26 protein-coding genes are annotated in these 18864 nt (G+C 42.8%); 7 read left to right on the top strand and 19 right to left on the bottom strand.

Features of this window, described 5'->3' with window-relative positions:
- Positions 1-44: 44 nt before the first annotated feature.
- The 8 genes from AOT13_RS17080 to AOT13_RS17115 are packed head-to-tail and all read right to left on the bottom strand — an operon-like array spanning position 45 to position 5103.
- Positions 45-788: a class I SAM-dependent DNA methyltransferase gene (locus AOT13_RS17080; RefSeq protein WP_003249018.1), complete on the bottom strand. Its 744-nt coding sequence runs from the start codon at positions 786-788 to the stop codon at positions 45-47.
- Positions 785-1141: a ribosome silencing factor gene (rsfS, locus tag AOT13_RS17085; RefSeq protein WP_003249016.1), complete on the bottom strand. Its 357-nt coding sequence runs from the start codon at positions 1139-1141 to the stop codon at positions 785-787. Before rsfS ends, AOT13_RS17080 begins: the two co-directional genes overlap by 4 nt.
- The gene (gene yqeK / locus AOT13_RS17090; protein WP_003249015.1) at positions 1141-1716 is read right to left on the bottom strand and encodes a bis(5'-nucleosyl)-tetraphosphatase (symmetrical) YqeK; all 576 of its coding nucleotides are present in this window, start codon (positions 1714-1716) and stop codon (positions 1141-1143) included. Before yqeK ends, rsfS begins: the two co-directional genes overlap by 1 nt.
- The gene (locus AOT13_RS17095; protein WP_042383491.1) at positions 1685-2275 is read right to left on the bottom strand and encodes a nicotinate-nucleotide adenylyltransferase; all 591 of its coding nucleotides are present in this window, start codon (positions 2273-2275) and stop codon (positions 1685-1687) included. The genes yqeK and AOT13_RS17095 overlap by 32 nt, the downstream gene beginning before the upstream one ends.
- A gap of 38 nt (positions 2276-2313) precedes the next feature.
- Entirely contained in the window at positions 2314-2601 is a 288-nt protein-coding gene (gene yhbY, locus AOT13_RS17100) for a ribosome assembly RNA-binding protein YhbY (protein ID WP_042383489.1), read from the bottom strand.
- 3 nt (positions 2602-2604) lie between these two features.
- On the bottom strand, positions 2605-3438 hold the full coding sequence (gene aroE / locus AOT13_RS17105; protein ID WP_003249012.1) for a shikimate dehydrogenase: 834 nt from the start codon (positions 3436-3438) through the stop codon (positions 2605-2607).
- A gap of 43 nt (positions 3439-3481) precedes the next feature.
- Positions 3482-4591, bottom strand: a complete 1110-nt coding sequence (gene yqeH / locus AOT13_RS17110; protein ID WP_370468026.1) for a ribosome biogenesis GTPase YqeH — start codon at positions 4589-4591, stop codon at positions 3482-3484.
- On the bottom strand, positions 4588-5103 hold the full coding sequence (locus AOT13_RS17115; RefSeq protein WP_035502663.1) for a YqeG family HAD IIIA-type phosphatase: 516 nt from the start codon (positions 5101-5103) through the stop codon (positions 4588-4590). The genes yqeH and AOT13_RS17115 overlap by 4 nt, the downstream gene beginning before the upstream one ends.
- 341 nt (positions 5104-5444) lie before the next feature.
- Here AOT13_RS17115 and AOT13_RS17120 point away from each other — a divergent pair, with 341 nt between their 5' ends.
- Positions 5445-5585 (top strand): sporulation histidine kinase inhibitor Sda, encoded by a 141-nt coding sequence (locus AOT13_RS17120; RefSeq protein WP_013400345.1) that lies wholly within the window; start codon positions 5445-5447, stop codon positions 5583-5585.
- A 19-nt stretch (positions 5586-5604) separates the two neighbouring features.
- On the opposite strand, the gene AOT13_RS17125 is transcribed toward AOT13_RS17120, so the two are convergent.
- Positions 5605-6384, bottom strand: a complete 780-nt coding sequence (locus AOT13_RS17125) for a phosphatidylserine decarboxylase (RefSeq protein WP_003249007.1) — start codon at positions 6382-6384, stop codon at positions 5605-5607.
- 127 nt (positions 6385-6511) lie between these two features.
- On the opposite strand from AOT13_RS17125, the gene pssA reads away from it, so the two are divergent.
- The 3 genes from pssA to motB all read left to right on the top strand — a co-directional run bounded on the left by pssA (position 6512) and on the right by motB (position 8773).
- Positions 6512-7051 (top strand): CDP-diacylglycerol--serine O-phosphatidyltransferase, encoded by a 540-nt coding sequence (gene pssA, locus AOT13_RS17130; RefSeq protein ID WP_003249005.1) that lies wholly within the window; start codon positions 6512-6514, stop codon positions 7049-7051.
- A gap of 173 nt (positions 7052-7224) precedes the next feature.
- The gene (motA, locus tag AOT13_RS17135) at positions 7225-8016 is read left to right on the top strand and encodes a flagellar motor stator protein MotA (RefSeq protein ID WP_003249002.1); all 792 of its coding nucleotides are present in this window, start codon (positions 7225-7227) and stop codon (positions 8014-8016) included.
- Positions 8009-8773 (top strand): flagellar motor protein MotB, encoded by a 765-nt coding sequence (gene motB, locus AOT13_RS17140; protein ID WP_003249000.1) that lies wholly within the window; start codon positions 8009-8011, stop codon positions 8771-8773. Before motA ends, motB begins: the two co-directional genes overlap by 8 nt.
- Before the next feature lie 70 nt (positions 8774-8843).
- On the opposite strand, the gene ytvI is transcribed toward motB, so the two are convergent.
- From ytvI to AOT13_RS17160, 4 genes are all read right to left on the bottom strand, one after another.
- Positions 8844-9869, bottom strand: a complete 1026-nt coding sequence (ytvI, locus tag AOT13_RS17145) for a sporulation integral membrane protein YtvI (RefSeq protein ID WP_003248998.1) — start codon at positions 9867-9869, stop codon at positions 8844-8846.
- Positions 9870-9956: 87 nt separating this feature from the next.
- On the bottom strand, positions 9957-10736 hold the full coding sequence (locus tag AOT13_RS17150) for an undecaprenyl-diphosphate phosphatase (RefSeq protein ID WP_003248996.1): 780 nt from the start codon (positions 10734-10736) through the stop codon (positions 9957-9959).
- 37 nt (positions 10737-10773) lie between these two features.
- A complete protein-coding gene (gene uptA, locus AOT13_RS17155) occupies positions 10774-11367 on the bottom strand; it encodes an undecaprenyl phosphate transporter UptA (RefSeq protein WP_003248994.1) in 594 nt (197 codons plus the stop codon).
- A gap of 155 nt (positions 11368-11522) precedes the next feature.
- The gene (locus AOT13_RS17160; RefSeq protein ID WP_003248992.1) at positions 11523-12788 is read right to left on the bottom strand and encodes a cation:dicarboxylate symporter family transporter; all 1266 of its coding nucleotides are present in this window, start codon (positions 12786-12788) and stop codon (positions 11523-11525) included.
- Positions 12789-12988: 200 nt separating this feature from the next.
- On the opposite strand from AOT13_RS17160, the gene sigK reads away from it, so the two are divergent.
- The gene (sigK, locus tag AOT13_RS17165; protein WP_003248990.1) at positions 12989-13699 is read left to right on the top strand and encodes an RNA polymerase sporulation sigma factor SigK; all 711 of its coding nucleotides are present in this window, start codon (positions 12989-12991) and stop codon (positions 13697-13699) included.
- A complete protein-coding gene (locus AOT13_RS20245) occupies positions 13677-13973 on the top strand; it encodes a hypothetical protein (protein ID WP_003248989.1) in 297 nt (98 codons plus the stop codon). The genes sigK and AOT13_RS20245 overlap by 23 nt, the downstream gene beginning before the upstream one ends.
- A gap of 78 nt (positions 13974-14051) precedes the next feature.
- Here the strand turns inward: AOT13_RS20245 and AOT13_RS17170 are convergent, their stop codons facing one another.
- Genes AOT13_RS17170 through AOT13_RS17190 form a run of 5 tightly spaced genes read right to left on the bottom strand, consistent with a single transcriptional unit; the run spans position 14052 to position 17823 of the window.
- Positions 14052-14288: a YrhC family protein gene (locus tag AOT13_RS17170; RefSeq protein WP_042383488.1), complete on the bottom strand. Its 237-nt coding sequence runs from the start codon at positions 14286-14288 to the stop codon at positions 14052-14054.
- A 57-nt stretch (positions 14289-14345) separates the two neighbouring features.
- On the bottom strand, positions 14346-15482 hold the full coding sequence (locus AOT13_RS17175; protein WP_042383487.1) for a bifunctional cystathionine gamma-lyase/homocysteine desulfhydrase: 1137 nt from the start codon (positions 15480-15482) through the stop codon (positions 14346-14348).
- Entirely contained in the window at positions 15483-16406 is a 924-nt protein-coding gene (locus AOT13_RS17180) for a PLP-dependent cysteine synthase family protein (RefSeq protein ID WP_003248983.1), read from the bottom strand.
- Positions 16407-16461: 55 nt separating this feature from the next.
- Positions 16462-17160, bottom strand: a complete 699-nt coding sequence (gene mtnN, locus AOT13_RS17185; protein ID WP_003248981.1) for a 5'-methylthioadenosine/S-adenosylhomocysteine nucleosidase — start codon at positions 17158-17160, stop codon at positions 16462-16464.
- A gap of 15 nt (positions 17161-17175) precedes the next feature.
- Positions 17176-17823: a class I SAM-dependent methyltransferase gene (locus AOT13_RS17190; RefSeq protein WP_003248979.1), complete on the bottom strand. Its 648-nt coding sequence runs from the start codon at positions 17821-17823 to the stop codon at positions 17176-17178.
- A gap of 163 nt (positions 17824-17986) precedes the next feature.
- Between AOT13_RS17190 and AOT13_RS17195 the strand changes: the two genes are divergently transcribed.
- Positions 17987-18193 carry a YrzA family protein gene (locus AOT13_RS17195; protein ID WP_042383486.1) on the top strand — a complete coding sequence of 69 codons (207 nt, stop codon included), beginning with the start codon at positions 17987-17989 and terminating at the stop codon, positions 18191-18193.
- A gap of 29 nt (positions 18194-18222) precedes the next feature.
- Here the strand turns inward: AOT13_RS17195 and AOT13_RS17200 are convergent, their stop codons facing one another.
- Positions 18223-18852 carry a YrrS family protein gene (locus tag AOT13_RS17200; protein WP_003248977.1) on the bottom strand — a complete coding sequence of 210 codons (630 nt, stop codon included), beginning with the start codon at positions 18850-18852 and terminating at the stop codon, positions 18223-18225.
- Between the last annotated feature and the right edge of the window lie 12 nt (positions 18853-18864).

Here is an 18864-nt window from a genome sequence, read left to right on the forward strand (position 1 = left end):
TATTTTCCGAAGCTTTATGTTCCGCGACCACCACAGATATTTACTTATTTTTTGGCGACAAAAAAGATACGTTCAGACGTTTCGCTTGGCGCTTTATCCGTAAAATCCGCAGTGATTTCCAGTACGGCAAAGCCCGCTTCCGTCAGCCATTGTTGATATTGAACGACTTCATATGTGCGCTGCCGATGCAGTTCATCATACCGTTCATATGTTCCGTCATCGCCACGAACGAAAAATGTTAATTCATGCTCCACACTATGCGGCAATGAAAGCGGATAGCAAGACCAAATATAGCTAATTTCCTCGCCATTGCTTGCAAATACCGCATCTTGAAAAACATGGTCTATCTTATATATTGAATGGACGTCAAACAACAGCAGCCCGTCTTCATTCAACAGTTCATAAATGCGCGAAAATGTTCGCCGAACTTCGTTTTCTTCTAATAAATAATTGAGGGAATCGCAAAAAATCGTGGCACAATCAACCGATGAAAACCCTTCTATCTCCGTCATATTTTGCTGAAAAAATTCAATTGCAACATGCTGCGTTTCCGCTTTTGCTTGTGCAATAGCGAGCATATTCTCCGATAAATCGACACCTGTTACCAAAAACCCTTCTTTTGCCAGCCGAATCGCCAGCTCTCCGGTGCCGCATCCAATATCAAGAATGCGTTTTGCCCCTTTGCGCCCGTATTGTTTCAGCTTTTTTTGCACAAATAACTGCCATTGCTCATACGGCGCTTCATTCATCAACGCATCATACCAATATGCGAACGACTCGTACGTCACTGCTGCAACACGCTCGCTATATCTTCAAGCGGCGCATCTCCCCATAAACGTTCTAAATTGTAATAACTGCGTTCTTCTTTATCAAAAACATGGACAACAATATCGCCTAAGTCGACTAACACCCATTTTGCCTCATGGAACCCTTCCACTCGTTTAACAGGAATATGATGCTCCTCGGCTTTTTCTTTTATTTCCCGAGCAATCGCCTGCACTTGCTTTTCCGAATTGCCATGGCAAATAACAAAATAATCGGCAACAAGGGAAATGCCTTTCATGTTCAAAACAACGATATTTTCCGCCTTTTTATCATCGGCTGCCCGCACGACCAATCGCAATATTTCCTGTTCCGTCATTATTGAGATTCCCCCTTTATTTCCATAATTAATGAATTATATGTGTGAATCGTATCCGGATAAACCGGCTGGTCTTTTTTCAGCAAAAATTGAATCGTATTTTGCACTGCCTTCGTTAGCGCCCTGTTAAGATCATGTTTTGCAAGATCTCGGACTTCCTCTACTCCCGGGAATATACGGCCAGGTTCAATGTAATCGGCAAGATAAATAATTTTTTCCAATAATGTCATATTTGCGCGCCCTGATGTATGATAGCGAATCGCGTTAAGGATATCTTCATCTTCAATCCCGACTTCCGTCTTTACTAAATAAGCCCCGACTGGAGCATGCCATAACTCGGCATTGTAAGCAAGCAAATCGCTTGGCATATTTTGCTCCAAAATGATTTGTTTCATTTCCTCTTTCGGGCGGTACTTCGCATAGTCGTGAAAAATAGCTGCCAATTCCGCTTTTTTAACATCTGCCCCATATTGTTCGGCAAGCTTGATTGCCGTCTCCATGACGCCAATTGTATGTTGATAGCGGTGTTCTGTCAATTGTTTTTTAACGATAGTTAACGCTTCTTGTCGTTCCATATAGCTTCTTCTCCTCAATATAAAGTCTTACGCATTCTGGCACTAAATACCGAATCGTTTTTCCGTTTCTGACCCGGTCGCGAATCATCGAAGACGATACCGCAAACTGCGGCACCTCCACTTCGATAATCGGATAAGACGTTTTCGTGGAAAATCCCGGCCGCTTGACGCCGACAAATGTCACTAACTGAACAAGCTCATCAATTTTATACCAGTGCGGCAAATATTCCACCATGTCTGCACCGATAATAAAATAAAACTTGTCATCTGGATGGAGCGAAAGCAGCTGACACATCGTATCATACGTATAGGATGGCCCTTCTCTTTCTAATTCAATTGTTTCGATATGAAACCGCGGATGATCGATGATCGCTAATTCAAGCATACGCAAGCGATCTTCACTTTTTGTCACTTGTTCATGTTGTTTATGTGGAGGGATGCGATTCGGCATAAACCAAATTTCTGACAATCGCAGCGCATGCAGCACTTCGTTAGCCATTAATAAATGCCCGTTATGCGGCGGATCAAACGTCCCTCCAAAAATCCCAATTTTTTTCATAGACTTCCCTCCGCCATGCGTATGCGCAACTTTGCCGTTTAGCGCGGCAACACAATTTGTTTGTTTTCTTTTGATTCCTTGTACAATACAATCGTATTCCCAATTACTTGTACCAGTTCCGCGCCCCGCGCAAGCTGCTCGGCGACGACATGGCGGTCTTCCTCGCAGTTTTGCAGCACGCTCACTTTAATAAGCTCGCGCGCTTCGAGCGCGTCGGCAATTTGCTTAATCATATTTTCGCCTACTCCGCCTTTTCCCACTTGGAAAATCGGCTTCAAATGATGAGCTTTCGCCCGCAAAAAACGTTTTTGTTTTCCTGTTAACATATGTTACCTCCTAAGCTGTTCCATCACTATTTTTTTCATGCGTTCGACGTCCGGAAACGCTCCTGTCCATTTTTCGAACGCTAACGCTCCTTGATACACAAACATGCCGACTCCATTTTGAACGATCGCCTTTCTTCTCCGGGCCTCTTTTAACCATTTCGTTTCTAAAGGATTGTAAATAATATCAGACACGACCGTTCCTTCTTTCATATTGGCAAGGGAAAGCGGCATTTCCTCCATGTGGGGATACATTCCAACAGATGTTGTATTAATAAGAATATCATATTCTCCTAAACGCTCTTCCGCCTCGTTCAGCGAGCAAGCGGCCGAAGAAACAGCGGCATCGCATTCATCAATAAGCTGTTTTGCTTTTGATACCGTCCGGTTACAAATATCGATTTGTTTGGCACCTTTATCAACAAGGGAAAAATAAATGCCCCTTGCTGCTCCTCCCGCACCAATCACTAAAATGCGCTTTCCCTTTATATCGATGTGTACTTCTTCCTCCAGCGCCTGGACATATCCGGGGCCATCTGTATTGTAGCCGATCAACCGCCCGTTTTCATTTACGATCGTATTGACAGCTCCGATGCGCCGAGCCGCTGGGTCGATGTCATCAAGCAACGGGATTACCGCCGTTTTATGAGGAATTGTCACATTTAGCCCTGAAATGCCAAGCGCCCTCACCCCGTTGATGGCATCTTTTAACTGCTTCGGTTCCACATGAAAAGCGTGATAGCGGGCAGCAATGTTCATATGTTGAAACGCATCATTATGCATTAGCGGCGATAACGAATGATGAACCGGACAGCCAAATAACGCGTATAACTTTTCCATTATCTCCTTCTCCCCCGTATCGTTTACACATACAAACTGAAAATTAGATCAATGATTTCCGGATTAAGATGTCAACACCTTTTGGCGCATACGCAACGACTTGCGCCCCCGGCTCGTTGCATGTTACCCAACCAAGGCCGGAAAACACGATATCGGTTTTTCTCTCTTTTATGGTGAACGTATGTGCCACCAATGGCGGGAATTGATCTATATAATGTTTGCTCGGTGGTGACAGAAGTTCGCCAAATTGCTTTGCGTATAACGCATCCGCCTTTTCCAGCTTCGTTCGATGAATCGGCAGTTCATTGGCGAAATAACATACAAAAGACCTCCGGCCTCCTTTTATATAATCAAGCCGGGCGAGACCTCCGAAAAACAACGTCTGCTGCTCATTCAGCTGATATACTTTCGGATGGATTTCCCGTTTTGGCGTAATGATTTTTAAATCTTTTTTATCGACAAAGTGTGCCATTTGATGATGATTAATAATTCCCGGCGTATCATAAAGCGCCGCACCGTCGTCCAGCGGGATTTCGATGATATCTAGCGTCGTTCCCGGAAAATAGGACGTTGTAATCACATTTCCTTTTCCCGTCGTTTCTTGGATAATGCGATTAATAAACGTGGATTTTCCGACATTTGTACAACCAACAACATAGACGTTTTTTCCAAGCCGATGCTTTTCGATCGCCTCCATGGCTTTCGCGATTCCGATTCCTTTGACAGCGCTCACTAAACAAATGTCGACCGGCTTTAGGCCGAGATCGTTTGCCATTTGCGCCATCCAATGGATAAGTTTTGGGTATTTAACTGATTTTGGAAGAAGATCTGCTTTATTGCCAACAAGCAAAATCGGGTTGTTCGCGACAAACCGATGCAATCCCGGAAGCCAGCTTCCATTGAAGTCAAAAATATCGACGATTTTGACGACAAGCGCTTCCGACTGGCCGATGCTGTGTAAAATTTTTAAAAAGTCATCGTCTGTCAGTTCCACATCTTGCACTTCATTATAATGCTTTAAACGAAAGCAGCGTTGGCAAATGACTTCTTCTTTTTCTAAAACGCTTTTCGGCGCATAGCCGGGTTTTGTTTCATCTTCCGATTGAATGATCGCTCCGCAGCCAATGCAACGAATTTGTTGTTCCACTATCATTCCTCCCAATAAATCATTCCTTTTTTCCGCATCATCTTTAAAATTTTCCGTTCCATCTTTCGATTCAAACGGGTCCAAAGCCCATCCGTTTGTGCGACCGGAACTACTAAAATGGTATTTAATCCTAATCGGTTTCCCCCAAACACATCTGTCAGCAATTGATCGCCGATCACAACCACTTCATCTTTGCTCAACTGCATCATTGACAACGCCTTTTGAAAAGCGCTTGTTAACGGCTTTCGCGCTTCAAAAATAAACGGAATGCCGAGCGGTTCCGCAAAAGATTGCACCCGTTTTTTATTATTATTGGATACGATCATTACCTTAATTCCCTCTTGTTTCATATTCTCAAGCCACTCGATCAGTTCCGGAGTGGCGCTTGAACGATCCCACTCGACAAGCGTATTATCTAAATCAGTGATGACCCCTTTAATTCCCTTTTCTTTTAGGGAGCGAGGAGTAATGTCCAGCACACGTTTGACAAATTGACTTGGCAAAAAATAATGGAGCACATTCATCACCTTACCTTTTCCGCGCACTGTCTCTGCATCCTTTTTCTTGCCTTTTATCATCATACATAATTTTCGGCAGTCTTTCAAAACAAACTTTACTATAAATTTTTTTCGACAAAAACCGTTATCGACAAAACTGTGGATAAGTTTTACCCACATTATTCACAAGCATGCATTCATAACTCTACAATCTTATAAACATTTTTTCCACATGTTATCCACTAGTAGCTGTGGATAACAGAACGGTTGTTCTATATCCCAAATCATGATACAGTTAAAGTAACTTACCATTATATGTATTGATTGCAAGTCCTATTCCATTGCTGAAGGAGGTTTTCAGCATGAAATATTTATCTGATGAATTATTGATCGAATCATATTACAAGGCAAAAGAATTAAAATTAAGCCCTGAATTCATTGAGTTGATCGAGCGAGAAATCCGCCGCCGTGCATTAGGGCATAAAATTAAGCTTTCCTCCTAATTCGGCCTCAGGGCTTTTTTTATTTTAAATAGCCGATTCGCTCCCCCACCTTCACTCCCATCGGTGCAACAATTCGTTCATCAATCTCAATGCTGTTTTTTTCAAACAATAAAACGACAGTGGAGCCAAAAGAAAAGTAAGCAATTTCTTGTCCTTTAATAAGATGTTTGCTCACATGGGTAAGCTCAATGCTGTTGACAAACATCGCCCCGATTTTCACAATCGCGATATGTTTTCCGTTTGCAATGACTTCTGTAATCGTCCGGTAGTTTTTCGATAACGGGCGTTTCCCGTATTTCAAGCCAAGGCGGTTGACTGGATACGATTTTTTTCCAAGCGTCCATTGTTTTTGCACGACTCCAGATATTGGGCTATGGATGCGATGATAATGGCTTGGGCTTAAATACAAAATCACGAACAATCCGTTTAAATATTTCTTTGCTTCCTCGACGCTGCCGAGCATCTCCGCAATCGAATACGTCTTGCCCTTCACGACGATTTCGCTGTTTTCGCGGATCATGCCAATGCCTTCGATAATCCCGTCAACAGGGCTTATCACGCTGTTTTGCGTCTGATCAATCGGCCTTGTCCCCTCTTTTAACTTGCGGATAAATAACTGTTGCAGCGTTTTATAATTTTTTAAGTTTTTCTCCATCTCTTCTTGATTAATACCATAAATTTTTGCATACGATGGAATAAGCAACGCGCTTAAGCGGGATTTCGCAAAAAGGGCAATCAATTTTGACGAAAGAGAATGATTCGTCAGTTCAATCATAAGACGGTACAACCATTTTAACAAATATGTTCCCTCCAGTTTATGTTGATCATGTTTTTTACCACTTTTCATATTATAAATAAAACGAGTATAATTATTGTAGTAGATTTTTGCTTTCCTCGTTTCATGGTAAAAAGGAGTGTGGAGAAGAATGTTTTTATCAGATTATTTAGATTACACGCTAAAAAAATTAAAGGCAAACACAGCAAATATTTTAACATTAACCAATTTATCACTTGGAAGTTTTTCTGTCTTAATGACGTTAAAAGAGCAGCTTCATGTCAGCCTGCTTCTTGTTTTTTTAGCAGCTTTAGTTGACCGCTTCGACGGGGCTGTCGCCCGAAAGTTAAACATTGAGTCAGAGCTTGGAAAACAATTGGACTCGATGAGCGACATCATCTCATTTGGGGTGGCTCCCGCACTGTTAATGTATCAAAGCTTATTGCATGAATTTGGCGCGCCGGGCGCGTTTTTCACGATTTTGTACATCGGCTGCGGAGCGTTTCGCCTTGCCCGCTTTAATATTACCGAAAACAACGGCTATTTTTCGGGGCTGCCAATAACAGCTGCGGGAGTATTATTAACGCTAAGTTATTTAACGATCCACTATTTCCCTCCGCAATTTTTTATTTTCCTTATGATCACATTGTCGTTTTTAATGGTCGGAACGTTTAAATTGAAAAAAATATAAAACATAGGAAGGTTGTCCTTTCCAAAAAAACAGTGATGGCGGATTGGGCAGCCTTTTTTATTTTCCAGTCATACCATTTTCTCTTTTCAATCTTTGCTATTAATTATATGATAAATGTGAACCGATTATAAAGCACTAATCATAATGTTCGAGATTTGACGGGGGGATTTCATTTGGACAAAACATCGATTATCGGAATCATTCTTGGCATTGTCGCTGTAGGTGTCGGCATGTATCTTAAAGGTGTCCATCCCAGCGTTTTGATCAACCCTGCAGCGATTTTAATCATTCTCGTTGGAACAATGGCTTCTGTCACCGTCGCTTTTCCTACTCGTGAAATAAAAAAAGTGCCGAAGCTGTTCGGCGTCCTTTTTAAAGAACAAAATATCCCAACCATCGAACAATTAATCCCAATGTTTGTCGACTGGGCAAATATAGCCCGGCGCGAAGGGTTGCTCGCGCTGGAGGCAAAATTGGACGAAATTGACGATCCATTTTTGCGGAACGGCTTAAGCATGGCCATTGACGGGCAAACGCAAGATTTTATCCGCGATGTCATGACAGAAGAAATCGAAGCGATGGAAGAGCGTCATGAAGCGAACGCAGCCATTTTTTCGCAAGCAGGTACATACGCGCCAACGCTTGGCGTGCTTGGCGCGGTTATCGGGCTTATTGCCGCATTAAGCAACATGGACAACATCAGCGAAATCGGTAAAGCCATTAGCGCTGCATTTGTCGCAACGCTATTAGGGATTTTCACCGGGTATGTGTTATGGCATCCGTTTGCCAACAAATTAAGACGCAAATCAAAAGAAGAAGCAAAAATACGGCAAGTTATGATTGAAGGAGTCCTTTCCATTTTAGAAGGACAAGCACCGCGGACGATTGAACAAAAACTTGCTTCCTATCTTCCTGCCACTGAACGAAAGAAAATTATAGAACAGGGAGAAAATGAAAATGAATAAGAAAAAAAAGCAAAAACATGGCGAGCACATTAACGAATCATGGCTGATTCCGTATTCCGATTTATTAACATTATTACTGGCGCTTTTCATCGTGTTATTTGCCAGCAGCCAAATTGACCAAAAAAAATTCGCGCAAATTGCTCAGTCATTTAATGCGGCATTCACCGGCGGAACAGGCGTTCTTGAATTTCAAGCACCCATTGAGCCAGAACCGCTCCCTTCGCAGCCAAAGCAGCAAAATGACCAGCAAAATGACAATAAAAAGAAAATAGACAAACAAGAAAAAGAAGAACTGCATGAAGTGCAAGAAAAAATCGATACGTATATTGTGAATGAACGTTTAAACGGGAAACTGAAAACATCTTTAACAGAAGAAGGATTAGCAATAACGATATTGAATGATATTTTGTTTGATTCAGGAAGCGCCGAAGTGCGGCCACAAGATCGCCAGCTGGCAAAAGAAATTTCCCAGATGCTTGTCATGAATCCTCCGCGCAATATTATTATTAGCGGGCATACCGATAATGTGCCGATTCACAATGCGCAATTCTCCTCCAATTGGGAGCTGAGCGTCATGCGTGCTGTAAATTTTATGAAGTTGTTATTAGAAAATCCTAAGCTCGATCCGCGGTTGTTTAGCGCGAAAGGATACGGAGAATTTAAACCAGTGGCATCCAATGACACTCCTGAGGGAAGAATGAAAAACCGGCGCGTCGAAATTTTAATTTTGCCAAATTCCCAAGCTTCCCAGCAGTAATGGACAATTCGTAGATGTGTTCTCCCTATTGATGAAAACGGCTGGCAAGCATCTGCCAGCCGTTTTCTTGCTAAAGTTTGAAAGAAAATTTAATGACTCCTGCCTTTATCATTGCTTCCAGCAAAATGACAAGCGCCGGACCAATAAACAGCCCGATAAACCCTAACAACTGAAATCCTAAATAAACACTCACTAACGCAGCCAAAGGGGAAATGCCTAAATTGGTTGAGAAAACTTTCGGCTCAATAATGCGGCGCACTACCGTAATAATCAAAAACAACACAATCAGACCGGCCCCGAGGCCGCTATTGCCATTTGCGATACTGATTATTCCCAATGGCACTAACACCGAGCCAGTTCCTAAAATTGGCAAAATATCCACAACAACAATCAGCAGTGCCATCATAACCGCATAATCCACTTTCAACAACAACAGACCGGCCAAAGCAAGGAAAAAAGTGATGAGGCTTAACAAAAATTGCGCTTTAATAAATCCGATACCAGCTTTGCTCAATTGTGCCACAATCATCGCTAACCGCTGATGTGTGCGTTCAGACAAATATTTTTTTATCCTCTTTTTTAACTTTGGCAAATCTAAACTTATTAAAAACAGCGCTACTAAATAGACTAAAAAATGAATAAGAAAACCGGGAATAGACGTAATAAAATGAACAATCGACTGCGTCAAATTTGTCGCAAATTCCAACAGCAAACGCTGTATCGTTTCGACACTGTTTTCCAACGAAGAAATAATCTCTTTCGGAATCGAGCTTGAATACGATTCCCATGTTTGAATAAACTTATTAAAAACTGCTGTTGCTTCGCTCAAAAAATGCGGCAGTTTTTGCGAGAATGTCATAATTTGCTGCACAAGTATAACAATAAGAAAATAAAACGCAAAGCCAACGATAATAAGAAATAGCGAAAAAACCGCCGTTACTGCATGCACCCGTTTCAGACGATAATGAGTTTGCAAATGCTGCACAGCTGGTTCTAATAATAATGCTGTCGCTAATGCAAAGACAAGCGGCAAGCTATACGGCAGCAAAAACAAACCTATGGCAATCACGAAGGCAATAATAATGAACTTTTTCACTATCGTACCCCATTCAATTTGATCTTACTTGGCAACTTCTATACTATACATAAAATATAACGAATGGAGAAAAAGCAATCAATAGCTTTAAAACCTTCCTGTTATTTGGAAAACGAGAACAATCATCCCGAGAAGCCACACATATACTGCAAATCCTTTTAATGAACGGCGCTTTAAATAATTAATCATCCAGCGCACAGCAATATAGCCAAATAGCGCCGAAGAAACCGTCCCGATCACAAGCGCGCTTGCAGAAATATTTTCTACTTTCCCTTCCAATAAATCCATTGATTGTAAAACAACTCCTCCCGCAATTGCCGGGATGGACAGCAAAAAGGAAAAATACGCAGCTGTTTCACGATCCAGTTTACGCCACAATCCTCCGACAATCGTAAGCCCCGAACGTGAAATCGCCGGAAAAATGGCCGCCGCCTGAAATGTCCCGATCACCAACGCATCGGTATATGTTATGTCATCCATTCGTTTATATCCATGCTTTACACCGTCAGCTATCCAAAGAAATAAGCCGGTAATCAAAAATTCCCATCCAATAGTTGCTCCTGTCTTAGAAATTTCTTCAAAGTAGTCTTTGCATAACAAGCCGACAACAACGGCCGGAATCGTCCCTATCACTAACAAAAACGTCAGCTTGCTGAACGGCTTGCGCATCATATAGAACAATTCCTCTTTGTACACGACAAACACGGCTAACAGGGTGCCGATATGAAGCATAGTATCAAGAAATAACCCCGCCTCATCAAGCCCAAACAAATGCCTCCCTAAATATAAATGACCTGTGCTGCTGATTGGCAAAAACTCTGTAAGCCCTTGTATCACCCCTAAAATAAACGCTTCTATTTTTGTCATCGTTTCTCTCCCCCAATTTTTCCCTTAAAATAAAAAATTATGTCCGCTTTCGGCGATAAATTTGAAATGCAATATAAATAACAGTAGCCACAATCGCAATCGCGATCACCGGCCGCAAATAAGGCCGGGCAATCTCATCAATTTCTTGCCAATGGCTTCCTAGCCGTTCCCCTAAAAAAATAAAGAAAATCGACCATGGAATAACCGCACATGTTGTATAAAAGGTAAATTTTTTCCATGACATTTTTGCGATACCGGCCGGAATGGAAATGGCATGGCGCACAACCGGAATAAAGCGGGCAGTAAAAATGACGCCTGGTCCATATTTTTCAAACCAATGCTCCGATAAATCAAGATGCTTCTTTTTAATCAATAAATATTTTCCATATTTATCAAGAAACGGTCTCCCTCCGTAATATCCCATCCAATATAGAAAAAGCTGGGCTATCGTTCCGCCAATGGTTCCAGCTATAACCGCTCCAACAAATGATATTTCTCCGCGTGATACTAAATACCCGGCGTATGCTAGCACAATTTCACTTGGAATCACCTCAATCATTAATGCCAAGGCAATGCCGATATAACCTAAATCTACCAAAAAAGCAAAAATGTTTTGTACAAATTCGTGCATGGTTCTCCTCCTGTGCATTTATTGTATGTATTCTTAGCCAAGCATCCCATTACAACCTTATTCAGCAACAAATTATACTATACTACATTGAAGAAAAAAATAAGACTTTGTACTGAAAAAGCTGTCCTTTCTTAACGGGACAGCTTTTTTCAGCATTATGCACTTTGTTGTAACTCTTCTATATACTTTCTTCCTTTTTCTTCGTTGTATTGGCCTTCCCATTTTGACATAATGACCGCTGCCAGCGAGTTGCCAACAACGTTCACCACTGTACGCGCCATATCTAAAATGCGGTCAATCCCAGCGATAAACGCCAATCCCTCTACCGGAATTCCAACCGTGCCCAACGTAGCAAGCAAAACAACAAACGATACACCCGGCACTCCGGCGATTCCTTTCGAAGTCACCATCAACACAAGCAACAAGGAAACTTGTTGCGAAATCGACATATCAATACCATATAACTGCGCGATAAAAATGGCAGCTAGCGCTTGATATAACGTAGATCCGTCTAAGTTGAAGGAATAGCCTGTCGGAATGACAAAGGATGTTATCGATTTCGGACAGCCGAATCTCTCCATTTTCTCCATGATTTTTGGAAGAACCGTTTCTGAGCTTGCTGTACTGTAAGCAAGGATTAATTCATCTTTTAAAATTTTTATAATATGGAATATATTTACACCTACAAGTTTAGCAACACCGCCAAGCACTGCAAGAATAAAGAAAAGCATCGTGCCGTAAACAACAATGACGAGCTTGCTGAGCGGAATAAGCGATTCCACCCCAAATTTCGAAACCGTAACACCGATGAGCGCAAACACACCGAACGGCGCAAATTTCATAATCTGGTTTGTCACGTAAAACATCGCTTCCGCTACGCCTTGGAAAAACTGGAGCACCGGTTTTCCTTTGTCGCCAATCGCCGCTACTCCTAAACCGAACATCACGGAGAAGAAGATAATCGGCAACATGTTTCCGGTTGATAATGATTCAAACACGTTATTTGGAACAATATTGACGACTGTTTCAATCAGCGAGTGATGCTGCACTTCGTTTGTTGTATCAATATAGCTTTGAATATCCGTTTTTTCCAATGATTTAACATTAACGCCGGCTCCTGGCTGAAATACATTTGCTGCCAATAAACCGACGACGATCGCAATCGTTGTAATAATTTCGAAATAAATAAACGTTTTGCCGCCAAGTTTTCCAAGTTTTTTCAAGTCTCCAACATTGGCGACTCCAACGATAAGGCTAGAAACAACAATCGGAATAACTATCATTTTTATTAAACGGAGGAAAATATCTCCAATTGGTTGTAAATAAGTAGCCACTTTCGGATTCCCATAAAAAATGGCTCCCACGACGATTCCAAGAACGAGACCGATGAAAATTTGCCAAGCTAATCCGACTTTTCTCATTTATTCGCCTCCTTTTTTTCGCACATTTTTAGACAAAAAACGACAAAGTTATTCTACTATTATAAACATCTGTATGTCAAGAATATTCATATATTTACAGATGGCACTTTCTTTTTTTGTCCAGACACGTACAACCCCGCTTCATCATATACATAAGTAATAGGCAACTGCCTAAAACAATAAAGGGTGGGGGTGACAAAATGCCTGGCATTTTATCTGCATTCACATTTCTCATTAAAGAATTAATGTTTTTAGTATCATACATTAAAAACAACGCGTTTCCCCAACCGTTAAGCGCCAAAGAAGAAGAAAAATACTTACAGCTCATGGCGAAAGGAGATGAACAAGCTCGCAATATTTTAATTGAACATAATTTACGTCTTGTTGCCCACATTGTCAAAAAGTTCGAAAATACAGGCGAAGATGTGGAAGATTTAATCTCGATCGGCACCATCGGCCTTATAAAAGCCATCGAGAGCTATTCCTCCAACAAAGGAACAAAATTAGCGACATACGCGGCTCGCTGCATCGAAAACGAAATTTTAATGCATTTGCGTTCATTAAAAAAGACGCGAAAAGACGTCTCCCTTCACGAACCAATCGGGCAAGATAAGGAAGGGAATGAAATCAGCCTCATCGACGTCCTGAAATCGGAAGGGAACGATATTATTGACGAAATTCAGCTTAATATGGAACTGGAGCAAGTAAAAAAATATATCGACGTTTTGGATGAGCGGGAAAAAGAAGTGATTATTAACCGCTTCGGCCTCGATATGCAGCAGGAAAAAACGCAGCGCGAGATCGCGAAAGAGCTTGGCATCTCCAGAAGCTACGTATCACGCATCGAAAAGCGCGCATTGATGAAAATGTTTCATGAGTTTTACCGGAATGAAAAAGAAAAGCGGAGATAAACGCAGCAAAAACGGGACAATCGCGAATGACTGTCCCGTTTTCGATATATCGATTTTTATTTCACCGCTGTTTCATATTCAATTAATTTTGCGCTTCCACACTTACTTCCGCCGTTATGATCAATGCTATGGACGCAGCAATCACAACCCCCATCACCATGGCAAACATCCCATCATTCCTCCCTTATCCTCTTTCTATTCTTTATTTTACACGAGAGAACAAACAGGTTCTGCGCGCGGTTTTGAACAATTTATGAAATTCCGTCACTCATAAGCAAAAGCCTCCACAGGCTCGTTCACCGCTTTTTCATAAAAAGCAAAAAACCTGCCTTATCAGCAAGAAAAGGCAGGTTTATTCGTCTGTTTCCCGCAGTAAGCGGATATATTGCATCGCCCGTTGAAAAAAAGAAAACGAACCGATTAACAATATCACAATAAGGCCAAGCAAATACACCTTTTTCTCCGGCGCAATCGTAGGAAGCAGCGTACCAATATACAAAAAGACACTTAACGCCAGCAATACGCCAGCAAACATTTTATAATCATCTGCTTTTTCTTTCCAATTCTGTTTTTGCCGTTCCACCGGCATCCCCCACTTTCCATCTTTCACTGTACCATATGGGGCGGAAAATGTGGGGATGTAATTTTAACCATGCAATGCTTGGGCTAAATCTTCGATTAAATCTTCGGCATCTTCCAATCCGACAGAAATGCGGATCAGTCCATCGGTAATGCCCAATTGTTCGCGGCGCTCTTTCGGAATGGACGCATGCGTCATTTTCGCTGGCAGCGAAATTAAACTTTCGACTGCTCCCAAGCTTTCCGCGAGCGTAAAATAACGGACGCGGTTTAACACTTGCTCAGCCTTCTCCGCGCTTCCGACATCAAAAGAGACCATGCCGCCAAATCCGCGCATTTGTTTTTTGGCAATCTCATGGTTTGGATGTGTTTCCAATCCCGGATAATACACTTTTTGGACCGCCGGATGGTTCACTAAAAATTCCACGATGTTTCTCGTGTTTTCTTCATGCTCCTCCATGCGCACGCCAAGCGTCTTGATGCCTCGGATTAAAAGCCATGAATCTTGCGGGCCGAGAATTCCTCCGGTAGAGTTTTGCACAAAATGCAGTTTTTCTGCCAGCTCTTCCGAATTGACAACCGCCAATCCAGCGACAACATCGCTATGGCCGCCTAAATATTTCGTCGCACTATGGACAACAATATCAGCGCCAAAAGCAAGCGGCGTTTGCCAATACGGGGTGCTGAACGTGTTGTCCACGATCGTAAGCAGGCCATTGTTTTTGGCAATGGCGGAAGCAGCTTGAATGTCAGTAATTTTTAAAAGCGGGTTGGTTGGCGTTTCAATGTAGAGCGCCTTCGTATTCGGCCGGATATGCTTTTCGATGTTGGCAAGGTCGCTTGTATCAATAAAAGTCGATTCAAGCCCCAAACGGTTTAACACTTTCGTCATGACTCGGTATGTGCCGCCATACACGTCGTCCGTTAAAATGACGTGGTCGCCGCTGTTAAACAGCATCATGACCGCCGTAATTGCCGCCATTCCGGAGCCAAACGCAAAACCGGCATAACCTTCTTCCAGATCTTTAATCAGTTGCTCCAATGCGTGGCGGGTTGGGTTGCCAGTGCGCGAATATTCAAAGCCTTTATGGCCGCCGATTCCATCTTGTTTATACGTGCTGACTTGATAAATAGGAACAGAAACCGCTCCCGTATGCGGATCGCCCGGGATGCCGCCATGAATCAGTTTTGTTTTTCGTCTCATTTAAATCCCACCTTCATAAATTTTTTTGCTTAAATACCGCTCGCTGCTGTCTGGGAAAATAACGACGATATTCGTTCCCGGCTTTGCCTTTTCCGCCTCAAGCAACGCGGCATGAAACGCAGCGCCGGAAGAGCTTCCGACAAGCAGCCCTTCTTTTTTGGCAAGTTCTTTTACCCGATTAAAGGCATCTTCATCGCGAATCGTATGAATCGCATCAAAATAGCTTGGATCCATATAATCCGGCAAAAATTCCATGCCGATTCCTTCCGTTTTATGCGGCCCCGGCTCTCCACCGTTTAAAATCGATCCTTCTGGCTCGACAATCACTGTTTTTATGTTCGGGTTTTTTTCTTTTAAAAACGTCGCAGTTCCCATAAACGTCCCGCCGGAACCGGCTCCGGCGACAAAGATGTCGATTTGTCCGTCAAGGTCTTCCCACAGTTCCGGACCGAGCGTTTTATAATATGTTCTTGGGTTGGCCGGGTTGGCAAACTGCTGCGGGCAATAGGAATTCGGGATTTCGCGGGCAAGCTCTTGCGCCTTGCGGATCGCCCCTTGCATTCCTTCGCTCGTCGGCGTGTGGACAATCGTTGCGCCGAGCGCTTTCATGATTTGCTGCTTTTCGATGCTGAATTTTTCAGGAACGCAAAAAATCACATTGATGTTTTTGCCAATCGCAGCTAGCGCCAGCCCAATGCCGGTGTTCCCCGCCGTCGGTTCAATGATTGTTCCGCCTTCCTTTAATTTTCCTGTTTCCAATGCATCGCGCAATAACTCTTGGCCGAGCCGGTCTTTAATGCTTCCTCCCGGGTTGAAATATTCCAATTTAGCGAATACGCGGACGCCTTCGGGCAGCGGAAATTGCGTAATTTCCACCACCGGTGTATGTCCGACCAATCCATGCACATTTTTGGCCACTCGCATGTTTGTCACTCCATTCTTTCCAAACATAGAAAGAGGAAGGGGCGCCTTCCTCGGTTTATTTTTGCAATAATGACAACATCGATATGACTAAACGGGCGGAATGTTTCGCCGCAGTATCTAAAAATTGCTCAAATGATATATTCGATTCCTTGCCGGCAATGTCGGAAAGGGCACGAATAATGACAAACGGAACGGCAAATTGCGTGCATACTTGGGCAATCGCTGCCGCTTCCATTTCGACAGCGCAAAGTTCCGGAAATTTGCTGCGGACAAACTCAACGCGCGCCGGGTCGTTCATAAACGAGTCACCAGTAGCAATGAGGCCTGTCACTACTTGCACATCGTTAATTTCTTGGGCGCTGCGCTTAGCGATGTCTATTAATGTTTTATCCGCTTGATACCGCGCCGGCATCCCAGGAACTTGGCCATATTCATAGCCAAAAGCCGTTACATCGACATCATGATGCACGACTTCGGTGGAAATGACAACATCTCCAACATTTAGCGTTGATAAAAAGCCGCCCGCTGAACCGGTGTTAATGACATAATCCGGACGGAATCGTTCCAGCAAAACCGCTGTCGCCATCGCCGCGTTCACTTTGCCGATGCCCGATTTCAATAAAATGACATCAACGCCGTTGAGCCGGCCTGTCGAAAATTCGCAATTGGCGATGACCGTTTCTTCCCGCCCTTCCATTTGCTCGCGTAAAATCGTCACTTCTTCTTCCATTGCCCCGATAATCGCTGCTTTCATGTTTCTCCCTCTTTCTTATTTTGCTTGTTTGATCGCCTCCATCACCCATACAAACGCATTTTTTTGCGTAAATGTGACGGAGAAGCCGTGTTCTGCAAATAGTTTTGTCAATACGTCCAATGTCGTATAATATTCGCGCTCGAGGTCATCGGCCAAGTTGTGGAAACCGCGCGCCCTTGCCTCCTGTACGGCTTGCCAAAACGCCTGCTTGTCACGGAATGCCGTGTCAGCAAACACTATTTTATCACCTTTTTTTAATAGCTCGCCATACTTCGCAATTGCTTCGCCTTTTTCTTCATCCGTAAGATGGTGAAAAGCGTATGTGCTGACAATCGTATCGACCGGCTTTGGAGGGAGCGGAAACTGCAAAAAGTCCCCGTCCACAATCGGCACATGCTCCCCAAGCTTTTCACGTGCTTTTTTCCGCATCGGTTCCGATGGCTCAATTCCATATACTGTTTTTCCTTGCTCCAACAGCTTTTTCGTTAAGTTTCCCGTTCCAACGCCAAACTCAAGCACGACGTTTTTCGCTTTGCTGGCAACTGTATTTAAAATATCTTCATAATTCGCAAACACTTCGCGATATTCTTCATCATATCCTCCGACAGTTTGATCGTAAGAATCCGCCCATGATTCAAACAAATCAAGAAATTCTCTGCCCATGATATCACGCTCCATAATTTTTATAAATCCTATATATATACTATGATTTTTATCTTAAGTCTGTTCTCAATGTATCATAAGTTTTTATTTTCTTCAACGAAAACAATTGTTTAACGCCGCGGAAATTTGCTACACTTGGCGGTGGAAAGGAGGCATGGCAAATATGAATATTTCCCTCGATCTGATTGAGGATAAAATCGAATTTTTTGAAGCAGATGATTTGCAGACATTAGAGAAAAAAATTAACGAGCAAATTGAGCATAATAAGGCGCTTCTCCTTCACGTCCACCATGTTTCCCACCAAATGCATGTCGCAGAAAACGGGAAGCGGTCTTACAGCGCGGTCGTTCACTTTAAAGCGAAAAAATAAGCGGATTTCCTCGAAAAAAGGAAATCCGCTTATTTTCTTAATTTCTGCACTTTCTCCGGCTTCCATCCTTGATTTTCCACCCATTCAATATACACTTTGTAATATTGCGTTTTGTCTTTTGTTGAAATCGTCGCGACAGCTTTATTTGGACCGTTGTTGCCGATAAACCACACGATCATATCAGATTGGGAAAGACCGGTTGCATAGCTGACAGCATCTAACATTTCTTTCCAATCGACAGAATCTTTCTTAAACTGCGTGACGTGAGGTTCGGATTGTGTGGTACCAATCGGTTGCCATGCAGGATTGACAATTTCTTTTTCTATGTTCGATCCAGGCGCCCCCGGAGTTTCGATCACTTCTTGCTCTTCTTGCTCTGCTTCACTCGTTTCTTCTTGATCTGTTTGCTCTCCCTCTTCATCATTCTCTTGTTGTCCATTAATCTCTACTTCCACTTTTTTTTCGTCATTATCTTTTTTGACTTCTGTCTTTGATTGCGTCTTTGCTGTTTGCTCACTCGGCCGGCCGTCATCGGAAAACAAATTCCATGCGACGACGATAATCAGCAACACTACTACAGCAATCGCTGCATTGAGAATGCGATTGATTTTGCGGCGCTTTGCCCGCTGCGCAAAGCGCGGTCCCCATTCTTTTGCCAACCGTTTCGTCCC

Origin of the sequence: Parageobacillus thermoglucosidasius, assembly GCF_001295365.1 — a bacterium.
Taxonomy (GTDB): Bacteria; Bacillota; Bacilli; order Bacillales; family Anoxybacillaceae; genus Parageobacillus; species Parageobacillus thermoglucosidasius.

Excerpts from the sequence above, each read along its gene's own strand:
- AOT13_RS20245 (WP_003248989.1), top strand. The coding sequence starts at position 13,677 with ATGAAAAAGAAAAGCGGAGATAAACGCAGCAAAAACGGGACAATCGCG.
- pssA (WP_003249005.1), top strand. The coding sequence starts at position 6,512 with ATGTTTTTATCAGATTATTTAGATTACACGCTAAAAAAATTAAAGGCA.
- AOT13_RS17160 (WP_003248992.1), bottom strand. The coding sequence starts at position 12,788 with ATGAGAAAAGTCGGATTAGCTTGGCAAATTTTCATCGGTCTCGTTCTT.
- uptA (WP_003248994.1), bottom strand. The coding sequence starts at position 11,367 with ATGCACGAATTTGTACAAAACATTTTTGCTTTTTTGGTAGATTTAGGT.
- AOT13_RS17120 (WP_013400345.1), top strand. The coding sequence starts at position 5,445 with ATGAAATATTTATCTGATGAATTATTGATCGAATCATATTACAAGGCA.
- motB (WP_003249000.1), top strand. The coding sequence starts at position 8,009 with ATGAATAAGAAAAAAAAGCAAAAACATGGCGAGCACATTAACGAATCA.
- AOT13_RS17190 (WP_003248979.1), bottom strand. The coding sequence starts at position 17,823 with ATGGGCAGAGAATTTCTTGATTTGTTTGAATCATGGGCGGATTCTTAC.
- AOT13_RS17170 (WP_042383488.1), bottom strand. The coding sequence starts at position 14,288 with ATGCCGGTGGAACGGCAAAAACAGAATTGGAAAGAAAAAGCAGATGAT.
- AOT13_RS17175 (WP_042383487.1), bottom strand. The coding sequence starts at position 15,482 with ATGAGACGAAAAACAAAACTGATTCATGGCGGCATCCCGGGCGATCCG.
- aroE (WP_003249012.1), bottom strand. The coding sequence starts at position 3,438 with ATGGAAAAGTTATACGCGTTATTTGGCTGTCCGGTTCATCATTCGTTA.
- rsfS (WP_003249016.1), bottom strand. The coding sequence starts at position 1,141 with ATGACGGAACAGGAAATATTGCGATTGGTCGTGCGGGCAGCCGATGAT.
- AOT13_RS17180 (WP_003248983.1), bottom strand. The coding sequence starts at position 16,406 with ATGCGAGTGGCCAAAAATGTGCATGGATTGGTCGGACATACACCGGTG.
- AOT13_RS17150 (WP_003248996.1), bottom strand. The coding sequence starts at position 10,736 with ATGACAAAAATAGAAGCGTTTATTTTAGGGGTGATACAAGGGCTTACA.
- AOT13_RS17195 (WP_042383486.1), top strand. The coding sequence starts at position 17,987 with ATGAATATTTCCCTCGATCTGATTGAGGATAAAATCGAATTTTTTGAA.
- mtnN (WP_003248981.1), bottom strand. The coding sequence starts at position 17,160 with ATGAAAGCAGCGATTATCGGGGCAATGGAAGAAGAAGTGACGATTTTA.
- yqeK (WP_003249015.1), bottom strand. The coding sequence starts at position 1,716 with ATGGAACGACAAGAAGCGTTAACTATCGTTAAAAAACAATTGACAGAA.
- yqeH (WP_370468026.1), bottom strand. The coding sequence starts at position 4,591 with ATGATAGTGGAACAACAAATTCGTTGCATTGGCTGCGGAGCGATCATT.
- sigK (WP_003248990.1), top strand. The coding sequence starts at position 12,989 with ATGCCTGGCATTTTATCTGCATTCACATTTCTCATTAAAGAATTAATG.
- AOT13_RS17095 (WP_042383491.1), bottom strand. The coding sequence starts at position 2,275 with ATGAAAAAAATTGGGATTTTTGGAGGGACGTTTGATCCGCCGCATAAC.
- yhbY (WP_042383489.1), bottom strand. The coding sequence starts at position 2,601 with ATGTTAACAGGAAAACAAAAACGTTTTTTGCGGGCGAAAGCTCATCAT.